The sequence below is a fragment of the Myroides sp. DW712 genome, from assembly GCF_046557355.1.
Classification (GTDB): domain Bacteria; phylum Bacteroidota; class Bacteroidia; order Flavobacteriales; family Flavobacteriaceae; genus Flavobacterium.
On sequence record NZ_JBKFDO010000012.1, the window covers coordinates 43,295 to 70,162 of the forward strand.

The 26,868-nt window shown below is 37.7% G+C and carries 21 protein-coding genes; 5 read left to right on the plus strand and 16 right to left on the minus strand.

Annotated features, from left to right (window positions below; translation table 11 throughout):
* Positions 1-36: 36 nt before the first annotated feature.
* Genes ACLJX0_RS10720 through ACLJX0_RS10735 form a run of 4 tightly spaced genes read right to left on the minus strand, consistent with a single transcriptional unit; the run spans position 37 to position 9,250 of the window.
* Positions 37-1,395 carry a hypothetical protein gene (locus ACLJX0_RS10720; protein WP_410880357.1) on the minus strand — a complete coding sequence of 453 codons (1,359 nt, stop codon included), beginning with the start codon at positions 1,393-1,395 and terminating at the stop codon, positions 37-39.
* On the minus strand, positions 1,388-6,460 hold the full coding sequence (locus ACLJX0_RS10725) for a PAAR-like protein (protein ID WP_410880359.1): 5,073 nt from the start codon (positions 6,458-6,460) through the stop codon (positions 1,388-1,390). Before ACLJX0_RS10725 ends, ACLJX0_RS10720 begins: the two co-directional genes overlap by 8 nt.
* Positions 6,461-6,518: 58 nt before the next feature.
* Complete coding sequence (locus ACLJX0_RS10730; protein ID WP_410880361.1) at positions 6,519-7,310, minus strand: hypothetical protein; 792 nt, start codon at positions 7,308-7,310, stop codon at positions 6,519-6,521.
* A 2-nt stretch (positions 7,311-7,312) separates the two neighbouring features.
* Positions 7,313-9,250: a type VI secretion system Vgr family protein gene (locus ACLJX0_RS10735; RefSeq protein ID WP_410880363.1), complete on the minus strand. Its 1,938-nt coding sequence runs from the start codon at positions 9,248-9,250 to the stop codon at positions 7,313-7,315.
* Between the two features lie 328 nt (positions 9,251-9,578).
* On the opposite strand from ACLJX0_RS10735, the gene lpdA reads away from it, so the two are divergent.
* Together lpdA and ACLJX0_RS10745 are read left to right on the plus strand one after the other, a co-directional pair.
* Positions 9,579-10,970 carry a dihydrolipoyl dehydrogenase gene (lpdA, locus tag ACLJX0_RS10740; protein WP_286444073.1) on the plus strand — a complete coding sequence of 464 codons (1,392 nt, stop codon included), beginning with the start codon at positions 9,579-9,581 and terminating at the stop codon, positions 10,968-10,970.
* A gap of 159 nt (positions 10,971-11,129) precedes the next feature.
* Entirely contained in the window at positions 11,130-11,330 is a 201-nt protein-coding gene (locus tag ACLJX0_RS10745) for a hypothetical protein (protein ID WP_410880365.1), read from the plus strand.
* Between the two features lie 101 nt (positions 11,331-11,431).
* Here ACLJX0_RS10745 and ACLJX0_RS10750 read toward each other — a convergent pair whose 3' ends face one another.
* On the minus strand, positions 11,432-12,124 hold the full coding sequence (locus tag ACLJX0_RS10750) for a LytR/AlgR family response regulator transcription factor (protein WP_410880367.1): 693 nt from the start codon (positions 12,122-12,124) through the stop codon (positions 11,432-11,434).
* Complete coding sequence (locus tag ACLJX0_RS10755) at positions 12,100-13,092, minus strand: sensor histidine kinase (protein WP_410880369.1); 993 nt, start codon at positions 13,090-13,092, stop codon at positions 12,100-12,102. Before ACLJX0_RS10755 ends, ACLJX0_RS10750 begins: the two co-directional genes overlap by 25 nt.
* A gap of 160 nt (positions 13,093-13,252) precedes the next feature.
* On the opposite strand from ACLJX0_RS10755, the gene ACLJX0_RS10760 reads away from it, so the two are divergent.
* Positions 13,253-15,634 carry a TonB-dependent receptor gene (locus tag ACLJX0_RS10760; RefSeq protein WP_410880482.1) on the plus strand — a complete coding sequence of 794 codons (2,382 nt, stop codon included), beginning with the start codon at positions 13,253-13,255 and terminating at the stop codon, positions 15,632-15,634.
* 5 nt (positions 15,635-15,639) lie between these two features.
* Entirely contained in the window at positions 15,640-16,482 is an 843-nt protein-coding gene (locus ACLJX0_RS10765) for a DUF4249 domain-containing protein (protein ID WP_410880371.1), read from the plus strand.
* Positions 16,483-16,542: 60 nt separating this feature from the next.
* Here the strand turns inward: ACLJX0_RS10765 and recN are convergent, their stop codons facing one another.
* The 10 genes from recN to ACLJX0_RS10815 all read right to left on the minus strand — a co-directional run bounded on the left by recN (position 16,543) and on the right by ACLJX0_RS10815 (position 26,223).
* Positions 16,543-18,198, minus strand: a complete 1,656-nt coding sequence (gene recN, locus ACLJX0_RS10770) for a DNA repair protein RecN (RefSeq protein WP_410880373.1) — start codon at positions 18,196-18,198, stop codon at positions 16,543-16,545.
* 36 nt (positions 18,199-18,234) lie between these two features.
* Entirely contained in the window at positions 18,235-19,125 is an 891-nt protein-coding gene (locus tag ACLJX0_RS10775; RefSeq protein ID WP_410880375.1) for a DUF4835 family protein, read from the minus strand.
* A complete protein-coding gene (gene coaBC, locus ACLJX0_RS10780; RefSeq protein ID WP_410880377.1) occupies positions 19,118-20,323 on the minus strand; it encodes a bifunctional phosphopantothenoylcysteine decarboxylase/phosphopantothenate--cysteine ligase CoaBC in 1,206 nt (401 codons plus the stop codon). The genes ACLJX0_RS10775 and coaBC overlap by 8 nt, the downstream gene beginning before the upstream one ends.
* Before the next feature lie 13 nt (positions 20,324-20,336).
* On the minus strand, positions 20,337-20,654 hold the full coding sequence (locus ACLJX0_RS10785; protein WP_410880379.1) for a DNA-directed RNA polymerase subunit omega: 318 nt from the start codon (positions 20,652-20,654) through the stop codon (positions 20,337-20,339).
* 12 nt (positions 20,655-20,666) lie between these two features.
* Positions 20,667-21,473 carry an outer membrane protein assembly factor BamD gene (locus ACLJX0_RS10790; protein WP_410880381.1) on the minus strand — a complete coding sequence of 269 codons (807 nt, stop codon included), beginning with the start codon at positions 21,471-21,473 and terminating at the stop codon, positions 20,667-20,669.
* 271 nt (positions 21,474-21,744) lie between these two features.
* Entirely contained in the window at positions 21,745-22,263 is a 519-nt protein-coding gene (locus ACLJX0_RS10795) for a ferritin (protein ID WP_410880383.1), read from the minus strand.
* A 5-nt stretch (positions 22,264-22,268) separates the two neighbouring features.
* Positions 22,269-23,153: a 4-hydroxy-tetrahydrodipicolinate synthase gene (gene dapA / locus ACLJX0_RS10800; protein WP_410880385.1), complete on the minus strand. Its 885-nt coding sequence runs from the start codon at positions 23,151-23,153 to the stop codon at positions 22,269-22,271.
* 6 nt (positions 23,154-23,159) lie between these two features.
* A complete protein-coding gene (locus ACLJX0_RS10805; RefSeq protein ID WP_410880387.1) occupies positions 23,160-23,672 on the minus strand; it encodes a DUF6913 domain-containing protein in 513 nt (170 codons plus the stop codon).
* 64 nt (positions 23,673-23,736) lie between these two features.
* Complete coding sequence (ligA, locus tag ACLJX0_RS10810; protein WP_410880388.1) at positions 23,737-25,737, minus strand: NAD-dependent DNA ligase LigA; 2,001 nt, start codon at positions 25,735-25,737, stop codon at positions 23,737-23,739.
* A 12-nt stretch (positions 25,738-25,749) separates the two neighbouring features.
* Positions 25,750-26,223: a DUF6495 family protein gene (locus ACLJX0_RS10815; protein ID WP_410880390.1), complete on the minus strand. Its 474-nt coding sequence runs from the start codon at positions 26,221-26,223 to the stop codon at positions 25,750-25,752.
* Between the two features lie 158 nt (positions 26,224-26,381).
* Here ACLJX0_RS10815 and ACLJX0_RS10820 point away from each other — a divergent pair, with 158 nt between their 5' ends.
* The gene (locus ACLJX0_RS10820; RefSeq protein ID WP_410880392.1) at positions 26,382-26,852 is read left to right on the plus strand and encodes a DinB family protein; all 471 of its coding nucleotides are present in this window, start codon (positions 26,382-26,384) and stop codon (positions 26,850-26,852) included.
* Positions 26,853-26,868 lie beyond the last annotated feature (16 nt).

Here is a 26,868-nt window from a genome sequence, read left to right on the forward strand (position 1 = left end):
CACCTACCCAAAAAGTCCAACTTGTAGTGCACTTTTTTAATCCTCATCTGAAAGAGCAGCTAATTGCTCGATGTGTTCTACAGCCTCTTTTAATCCAGGAATATCATAATACATATTCTTTTTCAGAGCTTCTTGTACATCAGCATTTTGTCCTACGGTAGTTAAGGCGCAGAAATTTGGCCAATTCTCTCGTGTACTGCTAAAACGCCCCAACCCTTTGTCGTATTTCACAAATCCTTTGTAGGAATAATAGGCCGCATAAGCAAAGATTTTATATAGTTCATCTTGGGTAAATCCCTTTCGCAACTCATCTGAAGAATTGTTATCAAAACTGACAATCTCTGTTGCATAATCATCGAGCATCAGCAATAAATCGTTGTCTTCAGCTGTGGTTACTTCATCGATATATTGCATCAGTTTTTCGCGGATTTCAAGCTCCTCTTGATAGTTTTTAAACGCAAAAACGCCTGTTACTTTTTCGATTGCATGTTGATTCTCTTCTTCTTCTTTGAGGCGTACCTGTTTGCGCTTTTCATTTAACAGCCAGCCATTCAGCAAGTTTTCTTCCTGATAGCTAAAGGATTCAAGTAAACTGCGCAATATTTCTGGATCATAGTGCAAAAGCCATGAAAAACTAGCCCGATCATTGTATAAAATATACTTATTAAGCTCGAGAAGAGATTTATCTATACCCAAATAAAACTCATCCTTTTCTTGGTCGTAGATTTGATCTATTGTCTTCAAATTAGTTTCTTCATCTTTTACAAAAACAAAACAATTTGCTAGTATAGTTATACTCAAAGTAAATCGATTTTGAATATCGAAGTAGTAGTTTAGCTGATTTTGAGACATGACTTGACAAGGGTTTGTCACTACATCATTAAACATCTCTCCAGTAGTTGGAAAAGCAGGTGTTAAGACGATATCATCAAACTTTTTCCATGCTCTTTTTCTATGCTCAAAATCACTGAGATCAACTTGAAAAAATTTCTTCAAAGCTGCTTGAAACTGTACTTCCGTTGGTTGTTTTACACCTGCTGCTTGAAAAGCCTTACCCAGCAATTCGTTTAATGCCTCTACATCCGTTTTACTCAACATAATATAATCTTCATAAGATAAACTATCCTCTGGGTCTGCTAATTCAATAGCTATTGCTTTTTCTATTGCATGAATCATGTGCTCCAATGCGGCTAATGTTGTTTTTACATTTTTTAATGAACGCCCTGAAACGGTCAGGACTATAACTTTATCAGACTCTGTTTTATCCATCTTATTTCCTTCTACCTTGATTGTGTCCTTTTCAACAACTTCTTTCTTACTACGTGGTACTTCTGTTTTTCCTTGACAGCTTAGCAAGGATAAAATTGCTGCTACAACTACTAAAATTTTATTCATCTTTTACTTCGATTATGTGGGATGTATTTATGGGACCACAATGGATGTGTGAACCATGTCCTGCTATTGAACTTATCTTTACTTGTATTGACTTACCATATTCTACTAACTTAGTAAATGCGGCATCCTCATGAGGTTGTCCAACATAAAAAGTAGTACAGCCAAATTTTTTCATGGCCTCCATCAATTTTGTTGTTTCCGTTTTTGGATTAAAATAGTCTACATCCAGGGATTGCCCGTTTACATGTGTTTTACTTGGAAAACCTGTGCCATCTTTTGAAGCAATCCCCGTTCCTTCAGTAATTAAATTCAACTCAAAAAAAGCACCTGCAAATACGGCATATTGATCTAACCCACAGTAGGTCCGAACAGTTTCTTTAAATACATACCTAAAATAGACCGTTGTGTTTTTAACACCTTTTTCCCAGGGTTCTTCTAACTTAACTAATTTTGTTTTTTTCCCATTTGCTCTATACTTTAATATTTTAATGATTTTATCTCCTACTTTTTTAGATTTTGTTATAATTTGTTCTAGATTACTTGAACTATCCCTATAGTAATAGGCTGTATCTCCATCTATTCCTTTATCATTTGGATAAATATAAGTATCAGAATACCCTTCCTCTACGGAAGCGTTCGTCGGGCTTTTTAATTCATCTATTTCTATCCACTCATATACACCTAGCTCATATTTTTGCTTGTTCTTGTCATAATAGAGGTATTTTACTTTCGTTGGATGTTTATCTTCTTTCGGAATCTTCTTGTGAATTTCACCATTGGCATAAATATGATAAGTCACAATATCAAAATACTCCCTTAATTCCTTAAACGTTAAACACATTGATACCTTAAACACTTCAGAAGTAGAAGGAAATTCCACTTCTTTGATGGTTTCTTTTGTGCTAAATACCTTATTTTTAAGCGCGTGATTCGTTGTTTCTATCCCTTGCCTATCTATCATTTTTATATCACGCCCTACGCCACTGAATACTTTTTTTGAGTATAAATGTTTGCTATAAACGGTTAATTTTTTATACCTCGAATAAAACAGCATCGAACTCAAAACAGCGATTTCTACATTACTTCCAACCAAGTCGGGATTATTTACGATATCTATATTGGCATTGATTAACTCCTTTATCCACGTATTAATCTTGGTATAAACATCTTTACCCGTCAATTGAAAATAGCCTCTTCCTCTATACTTCCATCCTTCTCCATTTTCATCAGCTAATAAAGCCATACCCGCATCATCCACAACTCCATTGGTAAAACTCAAGGGAATAACCATATTACACAACTCTTTTGCTTTAGCCTTATTTGCACTTGAAGCATAGACAAAATTGGCCAATCGAACCTGCTCCTCTACACTTAAACTCTTATAATTAGGGTCACTAGCGTCTTTTATAGCTCTCCCTAATTTCTCTTTCATTTTTGGATAATTCTTAAATGCCTGAAATTGATTTAACGTACCGTCTCCTTTGTAATAATTTAAACTCTCTTTTTTGTCTATACTCTTCGTTATTTCATTCTTCCACTTGTGGATGAATCCAGCTTCAACAAGCATCACAGCAAAAAAATACGCCTTATCGTAACAAGTGTTCATTCCTACTTTATCCATATACTTCGTATAATAAGCTGCAATTTCTTCTAATAGGCGCTCATCACTACTTACTTTTATATTCTGGGTTCTAAACAATTGTTTTAAATCTTCAACTGTCACAGGCTTCTTGCAATTAGGGCAATCAGCTGAATCAGTGTCATTTGTTGATTTATCCGGAGTTCTCGCCACCCGCACCGCCCGAGTAATAGCCTTAAACGCATCCTCAAAAGCAAGGGTTTCAACTAGTTTGAGTTGATCAAAATAGCGCTCTGCTTTTCCACTTCGCTTGAGTTGTTCAAGCAAGTCAATATTCTTGTGTAAGGTTGCTTCATCTGCGGTAGGATCGAGGAGTTCTGTCAACATAGCATCATTGTCACCGTGCATTTCATATCGATACGGAAAAATCAAAGCGTCTTTTATTTTCTTTGCCTTGCTTTGATCCCTTCCTTGAAGCCTATGGGTATATTCCACAGTGAAATAAATCAACCGCGGTAGTACTGGATTTCCTATTTCTTCCTTATGTTCCTTTTCTCGATACAGCTGTTTTGTCGTGTCTAACGCTAGGCTTATCGTTTTTTGCTTGCGGTCTGCTTCACTCACTTCGATCAGTTCCACTTGACGATCTACTCGCTTTCCCCATTCCTGCTTGGTATTTTCCAACACCCTTACCTGTAAGGATACAGCCTCTAGCGTTTGGGCATAGTCTTCTCGTCCTCGAATCAAGCGAATGTAAATAGCAACTGCTTCGCCATACTTGATGTGCTTGAGTAGCCGTTGCCCTTGGCTTTTAAAATAAGCCTCATAGGTAAAATGTCTACATATTTTTCCAAACACTTGAGGCATATCAGTGGAGAAAATAGTCGTTATTCTTTGTTTAATGGGGTCTTTCGCTCCTTTGTTGTAGTCTTCTTTTTCCTTTCTACTGGTTTTATGTACACTTGCATTGTAAACACCTACTTTTTGCTCTATCGTAAAGTGAACTAAATTCTCTTGAGCACTCCCTACTTTACTGTGATAATTTTTCCAAAATTCACCATTGCTATACACCGTATGGGTAAAGACGCCTTCTTCATTAAAATCGACATAATCCTTTGCTAATAAAACCCGCTGGTGCGCTTTGGGGCCAAACCAGTAGTAAATTTTGGCACTTTTATTCTCATAGCCTTTTATTTGGGCAGTGGTATGAAAATCCTCGTTATAGCTGAGATACTCGATGTGGTTGTCATCTGAATCAACAAATTCCCATCGCTCAATCCGCCCAGGGACACATGCTACGGTATACTTGATCTGTTTGCCATTCATCATGGCGACAATCTCATACGTTCCTGTCACGTTGAAAGCTAGCGTTATTGCAGGGGTATTCGAGCAAATCATGACCTGATTCGTCAGGGATTTAATCGAGGTTAACCCAATGAAAATAGGGGCTAATTCTTCTCCTGCTGTTGTTTCCGTTGTGTCAGAAGAGGGAGATGCTTCGGGGGTAATCGCTCCATATTGCATCGTCAGTCCCGACTCTTTTTTCTCCCCTTTGCTATAGGTAATGGTCCAAATAATCTCGGGATCAACATTTTTGTCCAGTTGTTCTTGCACAACATAGTCCTTCTTCAACCCTACAAATCGAGCAAAACGATCAAGCATATCCTCCGTCTTATTGATTTGCTTGACATAGCTGTTTTCTTGCTGTGGTTTTTTATAAGGGATCAAGGTAGTAACAGACACTGTAAACGAATCATTGAGGTAAACACCATTGGGTATATCTCCTGCTGGAGGCTTAATTCTTTCTTCTATTCGTATAGACTCCAATTCATTTTTAACTACAGTAACCGTGTGCTTGAAATCTTCACTGGTAAACAAACCCTTGGCATACGAACAAATGATTGTATAGTTCCCCACTTGAGAAAATCGAAAATATTTCGTACCTCCTACTCCTACCTGCTCATAGGTCCCTTGAGGATTCTGTAGCTTCCATCTTACTTGGTTGAGATCTACCTTACTTCCTCTTTTTAATACTGCACTAAATTCGCCTTCGCTGCCTTCTCGCACTTTATCTACCGAAGGAATGAGGCTGATCACCGCATTACTCCTTACCTCAAACTGCGCAGCTCCTAGCTCCGAAAGCGCTTCTCCTTCGTAAACCTCAACCTTATACGCATTGGCATTCGTTGTTTTAAACAGGGCAATCAGTTGATTTCCCTCTTGTTTAAACGCATGATTCCCTTTGCTTTGGTATACTACCGCATCATTATCTACAATTCCATCTACAATAACGCGGATGGTCATACGCTCTAATCGACTGGAATTTATAGGAATATCACTCCGAACTGTGATTGTTAATTCATCGCCAATGACCAAGTGTTTATCCGCATTAGATAACATAATCGCTTGTAAAGTAGCGCGGTCTACCACTTGAATATAGTAGTAAAACCCACCAAAAAAACATTTACTCGGGTCATTTTTCTCTTTACTGGCTGCAGATACCACATAAGTACCTGGGTGAAGTGCAGTCATCCCAAAATAGCGGCTTGTGGTTTGATTCTGCTGATATATTCCATTATCTATTGTTATAACAGTACTAAACGTTGTGCCCTTTTTTCCGTCTTCAAGAACCTTACTATCACCTAAGGCTTCACTAATACTCCAACTGATGTACTTGCCTGTTTCATTAGGCGGAGTTTGAGCGGTAAACTGCAATTCTTCTCCTTTCAATACAATTAACGCTCGATTAGTACTGCCTCCTTGAAAACTAGCACAAAGGGTAGCAAGATTATTGAGCGTTAAGCTGGTCACCTGGCTAACATAGGTATCTTCGTCTATATCATGTAGACGATCAAAACGAAGTAGTGTATTAACATGATCTAAGGTTGCTAGAGCCGTTGTTACTTCTTCTGTTTCTGTTTGGTCTATATGCTGGGTTTGCCCATGCGTAATCAGCGTGATTTCACCTTGTTTTGAGACGCATTGAAGCTTGCCTTTTTCAGTTAACACATCTAAACCATCTACTTTTGGAAAATCGGTAGTATGAGGTACTTTCCACTCTTGAGCACTGTAAGTACATGGTCGTCCATTGTCTACACTACAACTTCCAAAGGGTGCTGCGATAGGATTAAATAAGAGATCCTTTACTGTGGCGACTAATTTGTTGTTGCCCCTGTCATTGACATAGTACTTTCTATGGGTATTGACTTGAAGGGTAGGCATACTACTCCCTTGGTTACAACGGCAAATCGCCCCCTGGCAAGCGATATATTGAGGAGTAAAAGTTTCCTCCTCCTCCTCTTGCTCTGTGTTCTTATTTTCAACTTCTGCTTCAGCAGAGTTCTGAGTCTTTTGTGTTACAGAAACTATATCCCTTTGTGTTTTATTGGAAGAAGTACTTTTAGTGCTTTCTTCCCCTACATGAGGCGTTTCTCCTGGTATAGGGACTTCTTCTGATGCTGTCCTTGCCATATAGTTGTCATTCATCTGATTTTTCTTTTGCTGTATCGGTATGTCATGAAAACACCACCTTATGTTCTCTTCTTTAATTTTCAACGCGCAGAGATATTGTATCCATACGAAAAATATCACCTGCACATTGGTATTCTTCTTCCCACAGTACATACACAAGTTCTCCTTGTTTGTTCAGCTCATACACCATCGATTCACTACAACTCAAATCTTGTTCTTGTGCTATTCCCCACTTAATTTTGAGCTGTTGGAGATGCTGAGAGAGTTTGGTTCCTTTTCCGCTGATTACAAGACCTTGCGAGGGGGGTGTTTCTATTTCATACTCACAGTTTATTTCTAATTGTCCATGCGTATTTGTTCGAAAGTATTTTTTCCTTTTGTCGCACCAGTTGTACTTACCACAGCTCTTTTTGAGCCAAAAGAGAAAGAAAAAATCTTCCTTTATTCGCTGTTGAAAATGTGATTTGTCTTCCATTAATTGTCCTATTCCTTTATTCAACTGATCGATTGGTATACCCGTAAACAGGGTTGAAAGCTGTAGGTGTAAAATTTCTTTCCAAAACTGCTGTATCGTTTTATAATTGATAATATCGTGAATCACTCCTCTATAATCAATTACCAGTTTCAATTCTTTCCACAACATATTGGTCAGGTGAAGAGCCTCCATATAAGGACTATCCACCACAGGTACTACTTTGGTAGGGCTTCGCTTAATGGTATAGTAGTTTGCAAAAAAACGCTTCGTTCGTTTTACACTACAGCTATAGGATACTTGTTGCTGTTTACCTGCCCGAAAAGTCGTATTTTGAAACTGATACACTTTGTCTTCTAGGAGCTGAAAAGCAATCGTATGCGATTTTTTCATCGTTAATATAGATTCACTTTTTTATTGCTTTTCACCTCAACTTCTGCTGCTGATTGTAGTTCTATTTTCTTCACCAATGCATCGATTCGACTTTCCTCACTCGTTACATAGTATTGCTTGGTATTTACAGTTGTTGACGTGATAATTCTTGTACTACTGCTATTCGCAATGAGATTATAGTTTTTTCCTATTTGTTGATACAGATTTTCATAGGCTGTTAGATGGATATTCTTGCCTGCTTGTTGGGTGATTGTCTCACTTGCCTGTAGTTCGATATTTTTTGCGTTTAGCAAAATTGTTTCTGGTGCATGAACTGTGATATTGCTATTCCCGTCAGCATAAATCGTATTACCACTAGGATCTTTTACCGTTATACTTCCCTTGTTTTCATCGTCGTCAATTTGAATGGTACATCCGCTACGCGTAGCTACTATTTTTAGCTTATTATTCACATCGGCACCTCCAGCAGATTCACCGTGAAACATACTTCCCAAAACAAAAGGTCGATCAGGGTCATTCCCCTCAAAACCAATCATCACTTGGTCGCCTTCTTCTGGAATAAACACAAATCCCCTATTGGTATTCACTTCTTTACTGCTTCCTGCATTGGGTGTCATTACGCGGATCCAGGTGGTTTTTTCTCCGCTAAACTGCCAATTAAAGCGCACTTGCACTCTGCCTTTAGATAAAGGGTCCGCATGGCTAATTACCGTAGCTATTTGATTTTCAACTGTAGGATTGGTATAAACGATACGAGGCATATACCCTGTTTCTGCATCTACTGCCTCAAAATAACCTTGGTATTTTCCCAAAGCATCTACCTGGTGATGAACAGTTGTAATCATCAATAAGGTAAAGTAGCTCGAGAGCTTCGTTTCTGGGTTTAGCATATGAAGTTCCACGACACAACCGGGATATAAAAACGGAAGTGTTGTAGTTCCAGTTGTGACAAAAGAACGAATTCCCTCATTGGCAATACGCTCGCGTTGTACGCGCAATACATCTTGATCAACTACTGCTTCAATGGGAGCTTGCTGTAACGAAGGTGCAGTCAAAAATTGAGATGATCGCACATACGCAGCTTTGGCTAATGATCCTTTCATTTCTAACTGGCTACTACCCGTAGCGCTTAACTTCTGATTACTCAAACTATTATATCCATAAAGATTTCGATTGACGTGACAACCGTGAATACCAACCTTCACATTATCTACATCACGTCCATACACTAAAACAAGGGGTTTTTCTTCCTGGGGAATATTGCCTACCTGAAGTATTTCTCCATCATAATAAAACGGCAAACCATAGGCAGCTGTTAGACGGGCTAAAAAGTTGTAGTGTGTTTCATTATACTGACAAGCATAAGAAACATTCCGTTTTGTAAACAAATGTATGGATGCTTTATATTTGGCATTACAGTAATAGGCTTCTTGGAGAATCTCGTCTACAATGACACTTATCGGTATTGGGCTATCCCCTCCAAAACTCTGAATATGAAGAGCGCGATCCAAGAGAATCGTGGGACTATATCCTTTGATAACTAAATAGCCACGGCTTCCGTGGGACTGTTCAAAATTAACCTCCGTTATTACACCCGAAAAAAAACGCTCTGGCTTGTCTAAACCGTTTTTGTAGTGTATCGATACCAATAAACGACTACCCAAAAGCTTCCGGGCTTCTTGCATTTGATAGGTCTCTTCAACTTCTAAACAATCGTGACTAAACGAAACTTCAAATTCGTGATGAGTATCTGCCTGTTGTTTTAACTCAAAGTGTTTGTAATGTTTGAGGATTTTACCCTCGGCAATAAACGTCAATTTTACTAATTGATTAACCCCAGAAATAACGTGATTCGCAAGAGCTGCTGTATTGCTAAGTAGAGCTGATTTTGAAAAAAAATCTTCTTCTAATTCAGCATGATCTGAATTACTATTTTTCATAGCCTTTTTTTACTAAATGATAATGGTTGGTCGTTTTAATATTCCTTTGCTGCGATAAGTCTTATCAGACTACTGCTGGAAAAAATCTTAGGAAAAGACAGGAAAAACAAAGCGTAAAAGCAAAGATTTGTGCTGTTTTTGAGGTGTTTCTATTTTCTGTCCCTTTATTGCTCAGAAACAAAAACTGTACCCTTTATCTCATCCAATGACTTTTAGAGGAAAAATTTTCATTTCTAGGTTTTAGGGCAAATCAACTTTTCAAACCGAAAGTTTTAAGTACGGAAATAAATGATTATTTTCGTAGCGTAAAATATAGAAATACATACATATGAAATTCGATATTATTGTTTTAGGAAGTGGCCCTGGAGGTTACGTTACTGCAATCAGAGCATCTCAATTAGGCTTTAAAGTCGCAGTAGTTGAAAGAGAAAATTTAGGAGGTATTTGTTTAAACTGGGGATGTATCCCAACCAAAGCCCTTTTAAAATCAGCACAAGTATTTGAATACTTGAAACATGCCTCTGACTATGGTTTAACAATTAATGGAGAAGTTGATAAAGATTTCGACGCTGTAGTTGCACGTTCACGTGGAGTTGCTGCAGGAATGAGCAAAGGAGTTCAATTCTTAATGAAGAAGAACAAAATTGAGGTTATCGATGGATTTGGAAAAGTAAAGCCAGGAAAGAAAGTTGACGTAACAGATAAAGATGGAAAAGTAACAGAATACAGTGCAGACCATATTATCATCGCAACAGGAGCTCGTTCTAGAGAATTACCAAACTTACCACAAGATGGTACAAAAGTAATCGGATACCGTCAAGCGTTGACCTTGCCAAAACAACCAAAGAAAATGATTGTGGTTGGTTCAGGAGCAATTGGGGTTGAGTTTGCTTATTTCTATAATGCAATGGGTACAGATGTAACTGTAGTTGAATTCATGCCAAACATCGTACCAGTAGAAGACGAAGATATTTCAAAACAATTCGAGCGTTCATTGAAAAAAGCGGGAATCAAAGTGATGACGAATGCTTCTGTTGAAAAAGTAGATACAACGGGTGAAGGAGTTAAAGCAACCGTAAAAACAGCAAAAGGAGAAGAGATCATCGAAGCTGATATCGTTTTATCTGCAGTTGGAATTAAAACAAATATTGAAAATATTGGTTTAGAAGAAGTAGGAATTGCTACAGATCGCGATAAAATCTTAGTAAACGATTTCTACCAAACCAATATCCCTGGATACTATGCCATTGGAGATGTTGTTCCTGGACAAGCCTTAGCACACGTTGCTTCTGCTGAGGGAATCTTATGTGTAGAGAAAATCGCAGGTCATCATGTAGAGCCATTAGACTACGGAAATATCCCTGGATGTACGTATGCAACGCCAGAAATTGCTTCTGTTGGGTTAACAGAGAAAAAAGCAATCGAAGCTGGATACGAAATCAAAGTGGGTAAATTCCCATTCTCTGCTTCTGGAAAAGCACAAGCAGGTGGAACACCTGACGGATTCGTAAAAGTTATCTTTGATGCAAAATACGGCGAGTGGTTAGGTTGTCATATGATTGGAGCTGGTGTTACAGATATGATTGCAGAAGCTGTTGTAGCGCGTAAATTAGAAACGACAGGATATGAAATCTTAAAAGCAGTTCACCCTCACCCAACCATGAGTGAAGCCGTGATGGAAGCTGTTGCTGATGCTTACGGTGAAGTAATCCACTTATAATATAAAACGAATTCTCGTTTTAAACATAAAAAAGTCTGTCGAACATCGGCAGACTTTTTCTTTTTACACCACTCTTCTTTTTTTATTTCTTTCCCTTTCTTTTTGAAAACACGACATAATTCGCTATATTTAAACTTGTTAACCTAAAATAGTTTGATTATGAAACGCTTTTCAACCTCCTTCTCTCGAAGTATCTTCTTTTTATTCTTGGTCGTCGGTATGATACTACTCGTGCAAAATATCGATCGATTTCTCTATAAAGAAACCCTCAATCTGGCATCACTTTCATTCGCCTTCGGTTGCATCACGATTAGTATGCTAGGCCAACGAAAACGCAAAAAGAAATTGGTGTACAGTTAACGGTGTACAGTTGATAGTTGACGCTATACATTTTTCTTTGTAGATCAATCATCTATTCGGAAAAAACCACCCTTTTCCCTTTTCCTATCTCCCATTTCCAATTATTCAATCAAAATCTGGTATTTTCTTCCTACAGGAATGTCAATATTCGATTGTAGTGTAACTTTGCCTAACTCTTTTTTTACTATTTGCTTTCGATTTACAATAAAAGAGCGATGAACCTGAATAAAATGGTCTGGCAATTCTGTTTTGATGCTAATTAAAGAACCATACACAAAATAGCTTTTACTGCGATGTTCTACAAATATTTTGATGTAATTCCCCGCACTTTCAATAAAGAGTACATCATCCACATCAATTAAAACCTCCATTCCATCTTCTTTTATTCGCAATACATTTTCTCTTATTTCTTCTGTGGAGTCTTTTCTATTTTTACAAAATATTTTTGCTTTCTCAATCGCTTTTAAAAACTTGCCAAAGGAAATGGGTTTTAACAGATAATCTACCGCATCCTTTTCATAGGACTCTAATGCAAAATCCGAATAAGCTGTCGTAATAATGGTAATGGGCTTTACGGCTAACATATCCAAAAACTCCAATCCAGAAATTAAGGGCATATTGATATCCAACAGGAGAATATCCACTTCATTTCGCTGTAAAAAAGCCAACGCTTCTTTACCTGAAAAAGCATTTCCCACACACTCTAAATCTTCACATTGTTTAATGTGACTCATCAAAACTTGATGTGCTGGTTTTTCATCGTCTACTATTAGACAGTTGTATTTAATCCCCATAATGTCAGTTTTGCTTTATAACTATTCTTTTGTCCTTCTACACTAAATCGAGCGTTAATTCCTGATACTTCTAATCGTCTTTTGAGGTTATTCAATCCCAATCCTGTTCCTTTTTTCTGTTTATCAATCGGCAGACAGCTATTGGTAATTTCAAAGTAAATCTTTTCTTCTTCTTCTTTCCATTGAATTGCAATTGCTGGTTGTTCCGTTTGTAAACTAAACTTCACTGCATTTTCAACCAAGCTAAAAAACAACAACGGTGGCACACTATAGGACTCTAAATTTCCTTGATAATCAATATGAACCACTAGGGTATCACTAGAAAACTTATAGTAATCTAAATATTCATTGACAAAATCAATTTCTAACTCCAATCGCACCTCTTCTTTTTTACTTGCTTCAATTTGATAGCGAAACAAATGAGAGAGTTGCAATATTCGATTGGGTGTATCATTGGGATTGGTCAAGGCTTCGCCATATAAATTATTCATGGCATTCAACAAAAAGTGCGGGTTCAACTGCATTTTTAAAAAGTCTAATTCCGCTACCGTATTGGCTAACTTTCGCTCGCGCAACGTTATATTTTGAAAGGCCCATTGGTGAATAAAATAGGTTCCTGTACCCAATATAGTAAAAAATAACGTATTGGTAATTTCGAGAATCAAGGACTTAAATTCGCCTGTATACAACGAATATTGACTCAAGCAAAACACGCTAAATACTACATACACCACAAACCAAATTAAAAATGATTCATACTTTTTATTCAGCAAAAAACGCTTGATAATGAATACATTATTAATATAGATTAGGAAATAAATCAGCGTAATAGCAGGAACCATTTCCAACACAATCTCACGAATGGTTTTATCGCCTATACTCGTATATTGAATAAAACCAAAAATGAGACATAGGGTCAATAGTCCAAAAATATTGCGATACCATATATTAGAATACCATCTCCACATGTCAAATTGTTTATGGACTAAAGATACTCCATCCAACACATTGACTGCAAAAAACTTATACAAAAACCATTAAGATAATAATTCTGTCTTTGATACGTTATTTACCCAAATACAAGTAAAACTTATTTACTTTCGTACTCGAATTAATGATTAAACTATGATGTTATCTTGTCAACTTAGAACAGCCTTCTTTTGTTGTGCTTTGTTCTTTATCACAATGGGAGTAAAAGGACAATCGACTTACCTTTTACAAGGAACCATAAAAGACAATCAAGAACCTTTAATCGGAGCCACAATTTACATTAATGAAATTAATAATGGAGCCATTACCAACGAAAAAGGACAGTATTCCATCTCCTTAAAAGAAGGAACCTATTCCTTAAAAATATCCTACATGGGTTATATCGACACATTCAAGAACGTAAACTTGACGAAAAATCAAACCCTAGATGTGGTATTGGCTAAAGACAATGCTGAACTTTCAGAAGTGGTTATTGTACAAAATAGAAACAAAGCAGATATCCGTACACCTGAGATGAGTGTCAACAAATTAACGACAGAAGAAATCAAGAAGATGCCTGTCGTACTAGGAGAAACGGACATTTTAAAATCGATTCTTCAACTTCCAGGTGTTACCAATGCAGGAGAAGGGGCTGCTGGATTTAATGTCCGTGGCGGAAGTGCAGGACAAAACCTCGTTTTATTGGACAATGCTACCGTATATAGTTCATCTCACTTATTTGGTTTCTTTTCCGTATTCAACTCGGATGCTATACGCGATCTAAAACTCTATAAAGGAGGGATTCCTGCTCGTTTTGGAGGAAGAGGTTCTTCGGTTTTGGATGTGGTTCAAAAAGAGGGAAATAAAGAAGATTATACCTTTGAAGGAGGAATTGGCGTAATTTCAAGTCGCTTACTCGCACAGGGTCCCATTCAAAAAGGAAAATCCTCCTTTTTAATTGCTGGACGTGGTTCGTATGCGCATTTGTTCATGAAATTATCCGACAACAAAAACTCGGCTTACTTCTATGATATCAATACCAAGTTAAGCTTTGATCTCAATGAAAAGAACAAAATCAACTTTTCTGGCTATTACGGTATGGATGTATTTAGCTTTACGGATCTAATGAAAAACAGCTTTGGTAATCTTGCAGCTACGTTAGAGTGGCAAACCTTATACAACGATAACCTCGCAGGAACGCTGTCATTATCTACGAGCCAATACACCTATGACTTAGATCTAGACTTAGTAGGCTTTAATTGGACCAATGGAATTAAAAGTGCTCAATTAAAATACGATTTCTTACACGATATCAATCCTGCGTTACAATTGCGCTATGGGGTTGGACACACCGAATATATTTTCTACCCAGGAACCATCAAACCAACGAAGAGTGATTCATCAATCAACTACAAAAAAATAGACAACAAATATGCGGCTGAAAGCAGTGTATACGCGGAAGCGGAACAAAGTTTTGGGCAACATTTTAGTATAAACTATGGCTTGCGCTTCTCTCACTTTAATGCGAAAGGCAAGGGAATTGAACATACGTATGCCAATAATCAACCCGTTGCTTACGACCAACAATTGGGCGTATACAGGATGGCAGATATCTTAGAAACCACCTATTACAAAAGGAATAAATCAATTGAGCAATTCAATAATCTTGAGCCTCGTTTAGGCGTTGCCTATATCATCAACGACAATCAATCGATTAAAGCGAGTTACAACCGCATGACACAATACATTCATTTAATGTCTAATACGGCTGCCCCCACCCCTTTGGATATTTGGACACCTAGTGGTAAATATACTGACCCCGAGCTAGTAGATCAAGTTGCTTTAGGGTACTTCCAAAACTTTACGGATGGCATGTATAGCTTGGAAACCGAAGTGTTTTACAAAAAAGTAAAAAACAGTATTGACTATATTGATGGTGCACAGTTAGTAGGAAACGAAGCGATTGAACGCGTCATCTTAAACGGGGAAGCTAGAGCTTATGGCTTGGAAGTACTCTTCAAAAAGAACTTAGGTAAACTAACGGGATGGGTGGCCTATACCCTATCCAGAGCTGAACAACGCACACCCGGAAGAACGGTTTTTGAACCAGGAATCAACAACGGGGAATGGTATAGAGCTTCTTATGATAAATTACACGATTTATCCATTACAGCCCTATACGAATTAAATCCGAAATGGACCTTTGGTGCGAGTTTCACCCTACAATCTGGTCGTCCCATCACCTATCCAGAAGGACAATATGAATATTTAGGCCTACGCGTTCCTAAATTCGGTGATCGCTATGCCAATACGATGCCAGCCTATCACCATTTGGATGTATCCGCAACCTATACTCCAAAACCAGACGCAACGAAACGCTGGAAAGGCGAATGGGTATTTGGTATCTACAACTTATATAGCCGATACAATGCCGCTTCAATTTCCTTCCGAGAAAATGAAGATATCCGCGGAAAAAATGAGGCGGAAAAAATGTCTATTTTTGGTTTTGTACCAAGTGTAACGTACAATTTTAAATTCTAAGTAAAATGAAAGCATTCTATTATATCACTCTTGTATTCGCGCTATCTCTTACTTCTTGTACCGAAATAATTGATATTGATTTACCTACTGCTGAACCGCGTTTAGTGGTAGAAGGAAACTTAGATTTTAACAAAGTAGGAATCACCGATACCGTATTTGTCAAACTAAGCTTGACTACTGATTACTTCAATTTGGAAATCCCTCCTGTAAACAACGCTCGCGTTCACCTAATTGACAAGGAAGGGAATCAATACCTCTTCCAAGAATTAGAACAAACAGGACGTTATTATTCAACAGAAATTGCCAAACCAAATGACGGAGATAGCTTCAAATTAAAAATTGAATATGACAACGACTTGTATGAAGCTACGGAAGCCTATCGATCAAGTCCTGAAATTTTAGAAGTAAAACAAACAAGAGAAACATTTTTTAATGATGATTACTATGTGCTACGTATTTATTATCAAGATGTACCTCGAGCAAATGAAAACTTAAATTACTATTATCTCTTGTTTAACGAACCTAGAAAACGTCCTCATCCTGTAGTTCTATCCAATGAATACTCCAAGGAAAATAGAATGGAATCCATGTTCATTGCTGATAAAGACATCGAAATTGGAGAACAGATTGATTTCGAATTGGGGCAAATTTCTAGAAATTATTACGATTTCACCATGCGTTTATCTGATGCGATAAATAATGGCGGTGGACCTTTTCAGGTTCCTAGTGGGCAAATTACTGGAAACGTAAAGAATCTAACTACCCCCAAAAAAGAAGCCTTGGGTTACTTTAGAGTCATTGAAAAACAACAAGCAACCCATACGATTTTTGAACAACCGAAGTCTTAATAAAAAAAGCGACAAGAAGATAAATCTTCTTGTCGCTTTTTTTATGTTTACGGTTAACCGTTAACTATTCAACAACTCCTTCGCATGTTGCAAAGCAGAGGCTGTAATATCTTTTCCAGACAACATTTGAGCAATTTCATCCACGCGTTGTTCTGGGGTTAGCTGAACCAATTTAGACGTTGTAGAATCGCCCTCTGAGGCTTTATATACTTTATAATGTTGATGTCCTTTGGCAGCAATTTGTGGCAAATGCGTAATGGCAAATACCTGCATCAACGTACTCATATCTTTCATGATTACTCCCATTTTATCCGCCACTTCACCAGACACTCCGGTATCAATCTCATCAAAAATAATGGTTGGCAAATTAGAATAACGTGCTAAAATGGCTTTAATCGCCAACATTATACGCGATAATTCTCCACCAGACGCCACTTTTTTTAGCAAGCCATAATCCATCCCTTTATTAGCTGAAAATTGCAATTGCATCTGATCTTTTCCGTTGTTTAAATACTGATCAACTTGTTTAAAGTCAAATTGAAACGTAGCATGAGGCATTCCCACTAAGGTCAGGATTTCAACCAATTGTTCACGTAACGCAGGAATCGCCTGCTGTCTTGCTTGAGACAACTGTTCTGCCAATTCATCTAACTTCGCAAGAAAAGTAGCGATTTGTTTTTCTATTGTGGCAATTCTTTCTTGTACATCCCCTACTTTAAATACTTTGTCATTTAACGCAGTTTCAATAGCGAGCAATTCTTCAACAGAATTTACTTGATGTTTCTTTTGTAATGCATACAACACTTGTAAACGCTCATGTAAAACTGTTAACCGTTCAGGATCTAGCACGACATGGTCTACTTCGCGCTCAATCTCATTAGCTAAATCAGCCAATTCAATTTCTGCACTTACCACACGGTTGTACAGCTCTTCATAGTCTTTCGAAACAGCAGCTATTTTCTGTAGCGTTTGGCGCAACTCTTTTAATCCTTGAATGACTCCCATTTGATCTGTCGTTAAAATTTGCGTAGCATAGGCGAAGCTTTCACGTACATGCTCCACATTATTTAACTTTTCAAACTCACTTTCTAGTTCTGCTTGATCAATCGTTGCCAACTGAAGAGCCTCTAACTCTTCCAACAGAAAAGCATTATAGTCCTGTTCTTTGAGTAGCTCAATTTCCTCCTCTTTTAGTTGCTTAAGCTCCTGAATTGCAGCCTTATAAACTTTCAATTGTTTCTGATAGGCTTCTAAGATTTCTTCGTTCTTCGCAATAGCATCAATTACTTTGATTTGATAGGTTTCTTCGCTTAATTCGCTTGTTTGATGTTGGGAGTGAATATCCAACAAGACAGCACTTAGCTCTTGTAAATCCGTTAAGTTTACAGGTGAATCATTCACAAAAGCCCTAGATTTCCCAGAAGGTAAAATTTCTCTTCGGATGATGGTTATGGGTTCATAATCCATATCCAAGAAAGAGTACAATTCTTCTAATTTATAGGGTTCTACACTGAAGTGTCCTTCAATCACACATTTGTCTTCTTTATTCTTAAGAGAACCTAAGTCTGCACGTTTTCCTTGTAAAAGACCTAATGCCCCCAATACAATTGATTTTCCAGCACCAGTTTCACCAGTGATAATAGAGAAGCCCTTAAAAAAATCAATTTCTAAATGATCGATTAAAGCGAAATTTTTTATACTCAATGAAGTAAGCATAAGCCGAGAAGATTAAATTTTACAGCTGAAAGATACTTATAAATTATTCCATTTAGAAGCATTTAGGGGAGATATTGCCTGTAATATTTCAACTACGCGCTTCTTGTTTCTGTCGGCAACTCCTGTGTATAAGTTGGATAATTCTTCTGTTTTTGCATCAAAGAATACGCGCACTAAAAGTGAATTAGAGCGAACAGTGTTATACTGTCTCAATCCTTCTAATCCTTTAAACACACCATCTCGTCCTGTTTCTAAGCTCTCACTCATCACATCCAATCCTTGGCGGTGATAAGTATACAAAGCCTCGCGAAAAGGTCTGCTTGCTCCCGAAGTCAAGTCATTAATTAACGTATAACGCGTCGTAGTACCATCCCCTTGTTTCCATCCTTTGACTCCCGATTGCTGAGCCATAGAAGCAATAACAGAAGCCTCTTGATAATAGGCGCTTCCCCCCTCTTTTGCAAACGTATCCGCGTCCATCCCTAAGATAACGTGAACATAAAAAGAGACTAGCGAAATTAAGTTGGATTCATACGTCCCAGCACTATAGCGCAACGGTTCAAACTCCGTATAGCTAAAAGCCATGTCCTTGTCATTAAAATTTAGTACGGGACTTGTATAAGTGGTATTGAAAATAGGCCGACCATACTGTACTTGTAAGGTACCTGAAATATTAGCATTATTATCAAACGAGTTCACGGTCAACAAAAAAGTACAATCAATTTTTTCGTTGGAATTGATTCGTTGAGTGGTCCACGTCGTTTGATTCAACAATTCTTTTAAAGACTTTTCTAAGGTGCGAAAATAGTTTTGATGTGTATTTCCTACTTGTGCAAAATTCACACTAACATTAGCATTTAATTCTTGTGCATGACTTGTGCCAATCCAAAGAAAAAAACAAGCAAAAAGTCCAAAAAGTTTATTCATAGTGTTGCATGATTTTATTGACAATATCTTGAGCGACCGCCTCTTTTGATTTTAACTCCATGGGTTCAATATGAAAAGCGCGATCAATAAAGGTAACCTTATTGGTTGGTTTTCCAAAACCTGCACCTGTATCATTAAGCGAGTTTAACACAATCAAGTCGAGATTTTTCTTGACAATCTTTTCCTTGGCGTGCTCCACTTCGTTTTCTGTTTCCAAAGCAAAACCTATCAGGTATTGTTGTTTTTTAATCGCACCTAAAGAAGCTAGTATATCTGGATTCTTATCCATTGTTATACTAAACTCATCAGCCTTCTTTTTTATTTTTTGTGTTGCTACATCTTTAGGACGATAATCTGCCACAGCAGCTGCAGCTACAACAACATCTACTTCGTCAAAATACTGATGACAGACCTCATACATATCCTGAGCTGATATCACAGGAATCACATGTACGCGAGAGTCTTCTATCTTTTGGTTGGTTGGACCACTTACTAAGAGTACTGTTGCTCCTCTCTTGACTGCTTCTTTGGCGATATCATAGCCCATTTTTCCAGAGGAATGATTCCCAATAAAACGCACGGGATCAATCGGTTCGTATGTCGGACCTGCCGTAATTAGTATTTTTTTATTTTGAAGAGGTAAATCTTTACTTAAAGATGCTTCGAGCACTGCAACAATCGTCTCAGGTTCAGACATTCTCCCTTTTCCAATTAATCCACTAGCTAATTCTCCTTCTTCTGCAGGAATTATCACGTGATTATAGGAAGTTAAGGTTGCTAAATTTTGTGCTGTTGACGGGTGTATATACATATCTAAGTCCATAGCAGGCGCTATATAGACCGGACATTTGGCAGACATATAAACCGCTAAAAGTAGATTGCCACATAATCCATGTGCCATTTTAGCTAAAGTATTCGCTGTTGCTGGGGCAACAAGCATCAAATCCGCCCAAAGCGCTAAGTCAACATGATTGTTCCATGTTCCACTTTCTTTTGAATTAAAAAACTCGGTATACACCGGTTTTTTGGATAAAGTAGATAAAGTAAACGGGGTAATAAATTGATGCGAAGCAGGTGTCATAATCACTTGGACTTCGGCACCTGCTTTACTAAGTAATCGCACTAAACTTGCCGTTTTATAAGCGGCAATCCCACCAGTTACACCTAGTACTATTTTTTTTCCGCTTAACACTGACATGTTTTACTATATGCTATTGGTTAACTTCTTTGTATGAAACTTTTCCTTCCAACCATTCTTCTACCGCTAAGGCTTGAGCTTTAGGAAGTTTTTCATAGAACTTTGATACTTCAATTTGCTCTTTATTTTCAAAAACCTCATCTAAGCTGTCATTGTTAGTAGCGAACTCTTCTAACTTATCAATCAATTCGTTTTTAATTTCAACGTTGATTTGACTGGCTCTTTTTGCGATAATAGTAATAGCTTCATAGATATTACCAGTTGGCTCTTCAATTTTACTTTTGTTATAAGTAATTGTGTTTACTGGAGCAGTTGTTTTCTTTAAATCCATTTTACGCTTCGGTTATTTTGAAATTTTTTGTAATTCTGTGTTTATTTCTGCAAGCATCTTATCTGCTTTCTCTTTGTATTTGGTTTCGCTGTTAAAGCGAATCAATGCATCGTACATTCCTTTTGCATTGTTTAATCGCTCTTCCAATCGACTATAAACACTATTCATTGCCAATTTATAGGCTGAATCGAATTTATAATATAAGGCTTCTTCTTTGTATTCTGTTCCAGGAAAATCGTAGATAAAATTATCCAAAGCAACAATAGCAGAACCGTAATTCCTTGTATAAGCACCAATCGTATTCAATTGTTTTGCATTTTCAAAAGCTTTTTTCTCCAGCTTTTTATTCATTGCACTCATAATTGAATTGGCTTCAAAAACAAAATTGGACTCTGGATATTGGTCAATGAACTTTTGTAATTTACCTATAGTCGCATCCGTAATCGTTTGGTCTAACGAATAAACAGGTGATAATTCCACACCACATTTAATTTCTTTTAGCAAAGCTTCTTCACGTCGCTCTGCTCTTGGATACGTTGCCGCAAATAATTTGAATCGCTCTGCTGCTAACATATAATCTTTCGTCAAATACGATGCCTCAGCAAAGTTAAAGTACATATCCTCATACCCTGGTCGACCTCGAAAAGAAGTCTCTACTTGTTCATATAATCGAATCGCTTTTCTATACTTTTGTTGATCAAAATATTGATTTGCAACCTCTTTTTTAAATTCTAAATCTTCTGATTTCATGGCTTTTTGCAAAGGAGAACATCCTACAAAAGCCAAAGCCAAAAGAGATAATCCGACGTATTTTTTCATTTCGTTTATTCGGTATTAAACAATCACCTGTTTGAGTTATTGTACTTCAAAAGCAACTGCAAATTTAGTTATATAATTGCATTATACAAAAACCTTTCTTTACTAAAAAGAAAAAAAGGTCTTTTTTGTTTTATTTTAACAAGTTATTTTAGTAAGCAATCCATCTTATTGGCTACAAATTCATGCGCTGGTTCAAACAAACACCTACTTACAGACACAAAAAAGATGCCATATGGGCATCTTTTTTTAGCTCTTATTTTTTAGGTGGAGTTTAAACTGTAGCTGCAGTCGCACCTGCATCTCCTCTAAAGCTCTTCATATCATTGTCGAATAAATAAAGTCCTCCTTTATCATCTCCAATAAGATTGATTTTATCTAAAATCGTACGCGCTGTTGCTTCTTCTTCGATTTGCTCTGAAACATACCATTGCAAGAAATTATGTGTAGCATAATCGCGTTCTTCCAAAGCAATGTGCACCAATTCATTAATACTCTTAGACACGAATACTTCGTGTGCAAAAAGTTGCGTGAAAAGCGTTTTAAATGAAGCATAATCCAATTCAGGCTTAGCTACCGCTGGAATGGTTGCTTCTCCTCCTCTTTGGTTGATGTACTTCACCAATTTGAGCATATGTGTACGCTCTTCATTCGACTGATCATACATAAAAGAAGCGATTCCTTCAAACCCTTGAACTTCCGCCCAAGTTGCCATCGCTAAATAAATTTGAGATGAATCACCTTCTATTTTGATCTGTCCATTTAAAGCATCTTGCAATTTTTTCGATAACATAGTTCTTAATTTTTGAGTTTTACTAATTCTTTTTCTATTCGTTGCGCTAATTCTTGATCCACCGGAACCAAAGGCAGTCGCAATTCATTTGCAATCACACCCGCTTGCCTCAATACCGCTTTAATTCCCGCTGGATTTCCTTGTTCGAAAATTAGATCTATAATCGGCATCATTTGGTATTGCAAATCAAAAGCAGCTTTTAGCTTTCCTTCTAGTCCCAGGCGAATCATCGTTGAAAACGGCTGTGGAATTCCCTGTCCAATAACAGAAATTACTCCTGCTCCTCCTGCTAACACTAACGGTAAAGCAATCGCATCATCTCCAGAAATAACCAAGAAATCCTCACGGGTCGATTGTCTAATCAACTCCATCCCTTGCACAATATCTCCTGCGGCTTCTTTAATTCCGACGATATTCGAAAATTCATTTGCCAAGCGGATTACTGTTTTCGGGCTCATATTACTTCCTGTACGCCCAGGTACATTATACAATAAAATAGGCAAGCTACTTTGTTGTGCAATCGCTTTGAAGTGCTGGTATATCCCTTCTTGTGTCGGTTTATTATAGTAAGGTGACACCGATAAAATAGCGTCAAACCCCTCCAAATTCGCAGGATTTAATTCTTCCAACACCTGAGCGGTATTGTTTCCTCCAACCCCTAAAACCAAAGGTAATTTACCCGCATTCGCCTTAACCACCGTCTGTTTTACCACTTCTTTTTCCTTCTGGGTTAACGTAGCGGCTTCTCCTGTCGTACCTAAAACAACAAGGTATTCTACTCCTCCCTGTGTAACGTAGTGCACTAAGTTTTGCAGCGCCTCTACATCCACTGATTTGTCTTTCTTAAATGGAGTAACCAATGCCACCCCGGTACCTTTTAGCGCTTGCATATTCGTTTATTTCGTTTTAAAAATAGTTATATAATTCATCAAATGTTTAGCATATTGCGACGCTTGTAGCTCTTGAATATCTAAACTAAAGTGGTTAATCTTGGGGGTTACTGTTGCAACTCCAACCTTAAATTTCGCCTTCGATTTCGCACTTACCCATAGTAAAGGTACAATATCTTTTGCATAAAAATTAATCAACCAATCAAAAGGTTGAGCAATAAAATCACTGACTGCCTGACTCTTAACTTCTCCTGTCAGCGTAAAATCACTCAAACTGAACGATGGATCCAACAATTGTTTAGCCTTTGTCAATCCAGTATAGACCAAAACGTGAATCCGTTCTGCTGATACCCCATGCTCACGCAGTGTTTGAATTAATTCATCCACTTTCGCTACTTCACTCTTCTCAATTACTATACCAATCGTTTTGGGTTTTCCGTCAAAATCCGACAATATACCCGGTAACGCAGTATGCTTAATTGCTTTTTTTAATGTTTTCTTTTTGAAAGTACTAAACATAATTCTTTGATAAGAAGTAAAGTTAGAAAAAGCCTAATAATATTTGCAGTACTTTAACAACAAATTATTTAATCATCGCTAGAAATGCATCCTCCGTCAAGATTGTTATACCGAGTTGATTGGCTTTTTCCAATTTAGACGGTCCCATTTTATCCCCTGCTACCACATAATCTGTTTTGGAACTAATAGAACTTCCATTTTTCCCTCCGTGATCTTCAATCATTTGTTTGAGTTCATCCCGACTAACCTGCGTAAAGACTCCTGACACTACAATTGTTTTTCCTTTCAATACATCCGAAACGACGGTCGATTCTTTCTCTTCTAAGACCATTTGCACGCCATAGGCTTTTAATCGCTCAATCGCTCGTTTGTTGATGTCGTTACTAAAAAAGTCAATCACACTTTGTGCAATGCGCTCGCCAATTTCATCCACCATCATCATCTCCAACATGGGAGCCACAGCTAATGCATCAATGGATTTATAGTGTTGAGCTAGTTTCTTCGCTACGGTTTCTCCCACAAAACGAATCCCTAATCCATACAAAACGCGTTCAAAAGGAATAGCCTTAGAAGCTTCAATTCCCTTGATTAGGTTATCTGCTGACTTCTCCGCCATGCGCTCTAACGGCAAAACATCCTCTTTTTTCAATTCGTATAAATCCGCGTAATCCTTAATCAATCCGCTTTTGTATAGCAAGACCACCGTTTCTTCTCCAAGTCCTTCAATATCCATGGCTTTACGCGAAATAAAGTGCTGAATACGTCCTGCAATTTGCGGTGGACATCCATATACATTCGGACAATAGTGTTGGGCTTCTCCTTTGTTGCGTTTTAATGGCGTGTCACATTCTGGACAAGTGGTAATATAAATCGTTGGTTGAGAATCTGCTGATCGTACTGCGGTATTCACTCCCACAATTTTAGGGATAATCTCTCCTCCTTTTTCCACATAAACATAATCGCCAACGCGAATATCTAATTTGGCAATTTGATCTGCATTGTGTAGAGAAGCACGGCGAACCGTTGTTCCTGCTAATTGAACGGGTGCTAAATTGGCTACAGGTGTAATCGCTCCGGTACGTCCTACTTGATACACAATGGATTCCAATAAAGTCTCTCCCTGTTCAGCCTTGAATTTATAGGCAATCGCCCAACGGGGAGATTTAGCCGTAAAGCCCAATTCTTCCTGATTGTGTAAAGAATTTACTTTCACCACTACCCCATCTGTTTCATAAGGTAATTCATGTCGATGTACATCCCAATAAGCTATAAACGCCAAAACCTCGTCCATACTTGTGGCTAACTTGGAAACAGCAGGTACTTTAAAGCCCCATTGACGAGCTTTCTCCAAGCCTTCATATTGGGTTTCAAATCCCAAATCTGTTCCCGTTATATTGTACAACAAACACTCCAACGGACGCTTGGCCACCAACGCACTGTCTTGTAATTTCAAACTTCCTGAAGCTGTATTTCTCGGATTAGCATAAGGCGTTTCTCCAATTTCAATTAGCTCTTGGTTCATGCGTTCAAATCCTGCAAAAGGCAGAATAATCTCTCCGCGAATATCGAAACTCTTTGGATAATCCGTTCCTTTTAAGCGTATAGGCACCGACTTGATGGTTTTAATATTATTCGTCACATCATCTCCTTGCACCCCATCCCCACGGGTAACCGCGCGAACCAATACGCCATCTTCATAAGTAATACTGATAGACGCACCGTCGTATTTTAACTCACAGGTGTATTCCATAGGCACATCACCTAACGCCTTTTGGATGCGTTTCTCCCAATCCAACAAGTCCTCTTGAGAATAGGAGTTATCCAACGAATACATGCGATTGCGGTGTACAATGGTTTCAAAATTCTTAGTAATCATTCCACCTACGCGTTGCGTTGGCGAATCTGCATCAAAAAACTCCGGATGTTGCTGTTCTAATGCTTCTAATTCCTTTAGTTTTTGATCGAATTCAAAATCGGAAATCGTCGCGTTATCTAGTACATAATAGTTGTAATTATGTTCATTTAATTCTTTTCTAAGGGCTTGTATTTTATCTTTCACTTCCATTTTATCCTTCCCTTACAGATTCAACATGGTTTTAAATTGGGTATATAGAACCCCATCACTCAAAATTGCCCCTTGGCGAATGATATCAAAGAGTTCGGCATTGCGATCTGCACCAAAGTTCTTTCCTCCATGTTTCACTTCCACTTCGGCTGTAAATACTGCTTCTGACAACCATTGCAAGCCTTCTTGGGTCAAGAAATCAATATCTTGTTGTAAAGTTTTAATTACAATAGTATTGATGTACTGCTCATCAAATCCAAATAAGAAAATATGATTTTTCGAATAGTGTTCTAAATATTGCGCTTTGGCTAAAACACCTTCCCAAATTAAATCAGAAAACACATCTAATTCTTGTTCAGCCACTTCTGGCTTTTCTTCTTTTAACTTATCCCATTCATTTTTATCGATTTGCTGTGCAGCTAAAAATTTCACAAATTCCGGATGTAACTCCTCAAATTGCTCTTTTGTCAGACGAGAATACTTCATATTAATTACTTTGAAACACAAAAATACTAATTATAAAATGGATTTTTACGTTTGAGATTGCAAGTGCTGAAAAATAATCTTCCCATCCTACCTACTGACAAACTGTTGTCAATCCACTCATTTACCTTTGTGGTATAACAAAGAAAAATATACCACAAATGAGACCAGAAATTATCACCAAAGAACAACTACAAAAGTATTGGCAAGGACAACGCGCTTTAACAAAACGCGTTATCGAGGCATTTCCAGAAGAGGATTTATTCAACTTTACCCTTGGTGGAATGCGTCCGTTCTCCGCTATGTGTGCAGAGTTAAGTGCAATCGCTGTTCCTTCTCTTCTCTCCATTACCACAAATACACCCATTGAGTTCAACGAGAAACCAAGCTTCACCACTAAAGAAGAATTACTAAATCAATGGGATGCGGATACAGTAAAAATTGACGAATTATTTCCTCAACTCTCAGAGGCACAATTCCAACAGAACTTTGTGTTATTTGGATCCTACGATTTAAAAATCCAACAACACATCTTCTATTTCATTGACAATGAAATTCACCACCGCGGACAAGCGTACGTTTACTTGCGTGCCTTAGGCATTGAGCCTCCTTATTTCTGGGAGACCTTCTAAAAAATAAGTCCTTTCG

Excerpts from the sequence above, each read along its gene's own strand:
- ACLJX0_RS10720 (WP_410880357.1), bottom strand. The coding sequence starts at position 1,395 with ATGAATAAAATTTTAGTAGTTGTAGCAGCAATTTTATCCTTGCTAAGC.
- ACLJX0_RS10725 (WP_410880359.1), bottom strand. The coding sequence starts at position 6,460 with ATGAATGACAACTATATGGCAAGGACAGCATCAGAAGAAGTCCCTATA.
- ACLJX0_RS10730 (WP_410880361.1), bottom strand. The coding sequence starts at position 7,310 with ATGAAAAAATCGCATACGATTGCTTTTCAGCTCCTAGAAGACAAAGTG.
- ACLJX0_RS10735 (WP_410880363.1), bottom strand. The coding sequence starts at position 9,250 with ATGAAAAATAGTAATTCAGATCATGCTGAATTAGAAGAAGATTTTTTT.
- lpdA (WP_286444073.1), top strand. The coding sequence starts at position 9,579 with ATGAAATTCGATATTATTGTTTTAGGAAGTGGCCCTGGAGGTTACGTT.
- ACLJX0_RS10745 (WP_410880365.1), top strand. The coding sequence starts at position 11,130 with ATGAAACGCTTTTCAACCTCCTTCTCTCGAAGTATCTTCTTTTTATTC.
- ACLJX0_RS10750 (WP_410880367.1), bottom strand. The coding sequence starts at position 12,124 with ATGGGGATTAAATACAACTGTCTAATAGTAGACGATGAAAAACCAGCA.
- ACLJX0_RS10755 (WP_410880369.1), bottom strand. The coding sequence starts at position 13,092 with ATGTGGAGATGGTATTCTAATATATGGTATCGCAATATTTTTGGACTA.
- ACLJX0_RS10760 (WP_410880482.1), top strand. The coding sequence starts at position 13,253 with ATGTTATCTTGTCAACTTAGAACAGCCTTCTTTTGTTGTGCTTTGTTC.
- ACLJX0_RS10765 (WP_410880371.1), top strand. The coding sequence starts at position 15,640 with ATGAAAGCATTCTATTATATCACTCTTGTATTCGCGCTATCTCTTACT.
- recN (WP_410880373.1), bottom strand. The coding sequence starts at position 18,198 with ATGCTTACTTCATTGAGTATAAAAAATTTCGCTTTAATCGATCATTTA.
- ACLJX0_RS10775 (WP_410880375.1), bottom strand. The coding sequence starts at position 19,125 with ATGAATAAACTTTTTGGACTTTTTGCTTGTTTTTTTCTTTGGATTGGC.
- coaBC (WP_410880377.1), bottom strand. The coding sequence starts at position 20,323 with ATGTCAGTGTTAAGCGGAAAAAAAATAGTACTAGGTGTAACTGGTGGG.
- ACLJX0_RS10785 (WP_410880379.1), bottom strand. The coding sequence starts at position 20,654 with ATGGATTTAAAGAAAACAACTGCTCCAGTAAACACAATTACTTATAAC.
- ACLJX0_RS10790 (WP_410880381.1), bottom strand. The coding sequence starts at position 21,473 with ATGAAAAAATACGTCGGATTATCTCTTTTGGCTTTGGCTTTTGTAGGA.
- ACLJX0_RS10795 (WP_410880383.1), bottom strand. The coding sequence starts at position 22,263 with ATGTTATCGAAAAAATTGCAAGATGCTTTAAATGGACAGATCAAAATA.
- dapA (WP_410880385.1), bottom strand. The coding sequence starts at position 23,153 with ATGCAAGCGCTAAAAGGTACCGGGGTGGCATTGGTTACTCCATTTAAG.
- ACLJX0_RS10805 (WP_410880387.1), bottom strand. The coding sequence starts at position 23,672 with ATGTTTAGTACTTTCAAAAAGAAAACATTAAAAAAAGCAATTAAGCAT.
- ligA (WP_410880388.1), bottom strand. The coding sequence starts at position 25,737 with ATGGAAGTGAAAGATAAAATACAAGCCCTTAGAAAAGAATTAAATGAA.
- ACLJX0_RS10815 (WP_410880390.1), bottom strand. The coding sequence starts at position 26,223 with ATGAAGTATTCTCGTCTGACAAAAGAGCAATTTGAGGAGTTACATCCG.
- ACLJX0_RS10820 (WP_410880392.1), top strand. The coding sequence starts at position 26,382 with ATGAGACCAGAAATTATCACCAAAGAACAACTACAAAAGTATTGGCAA.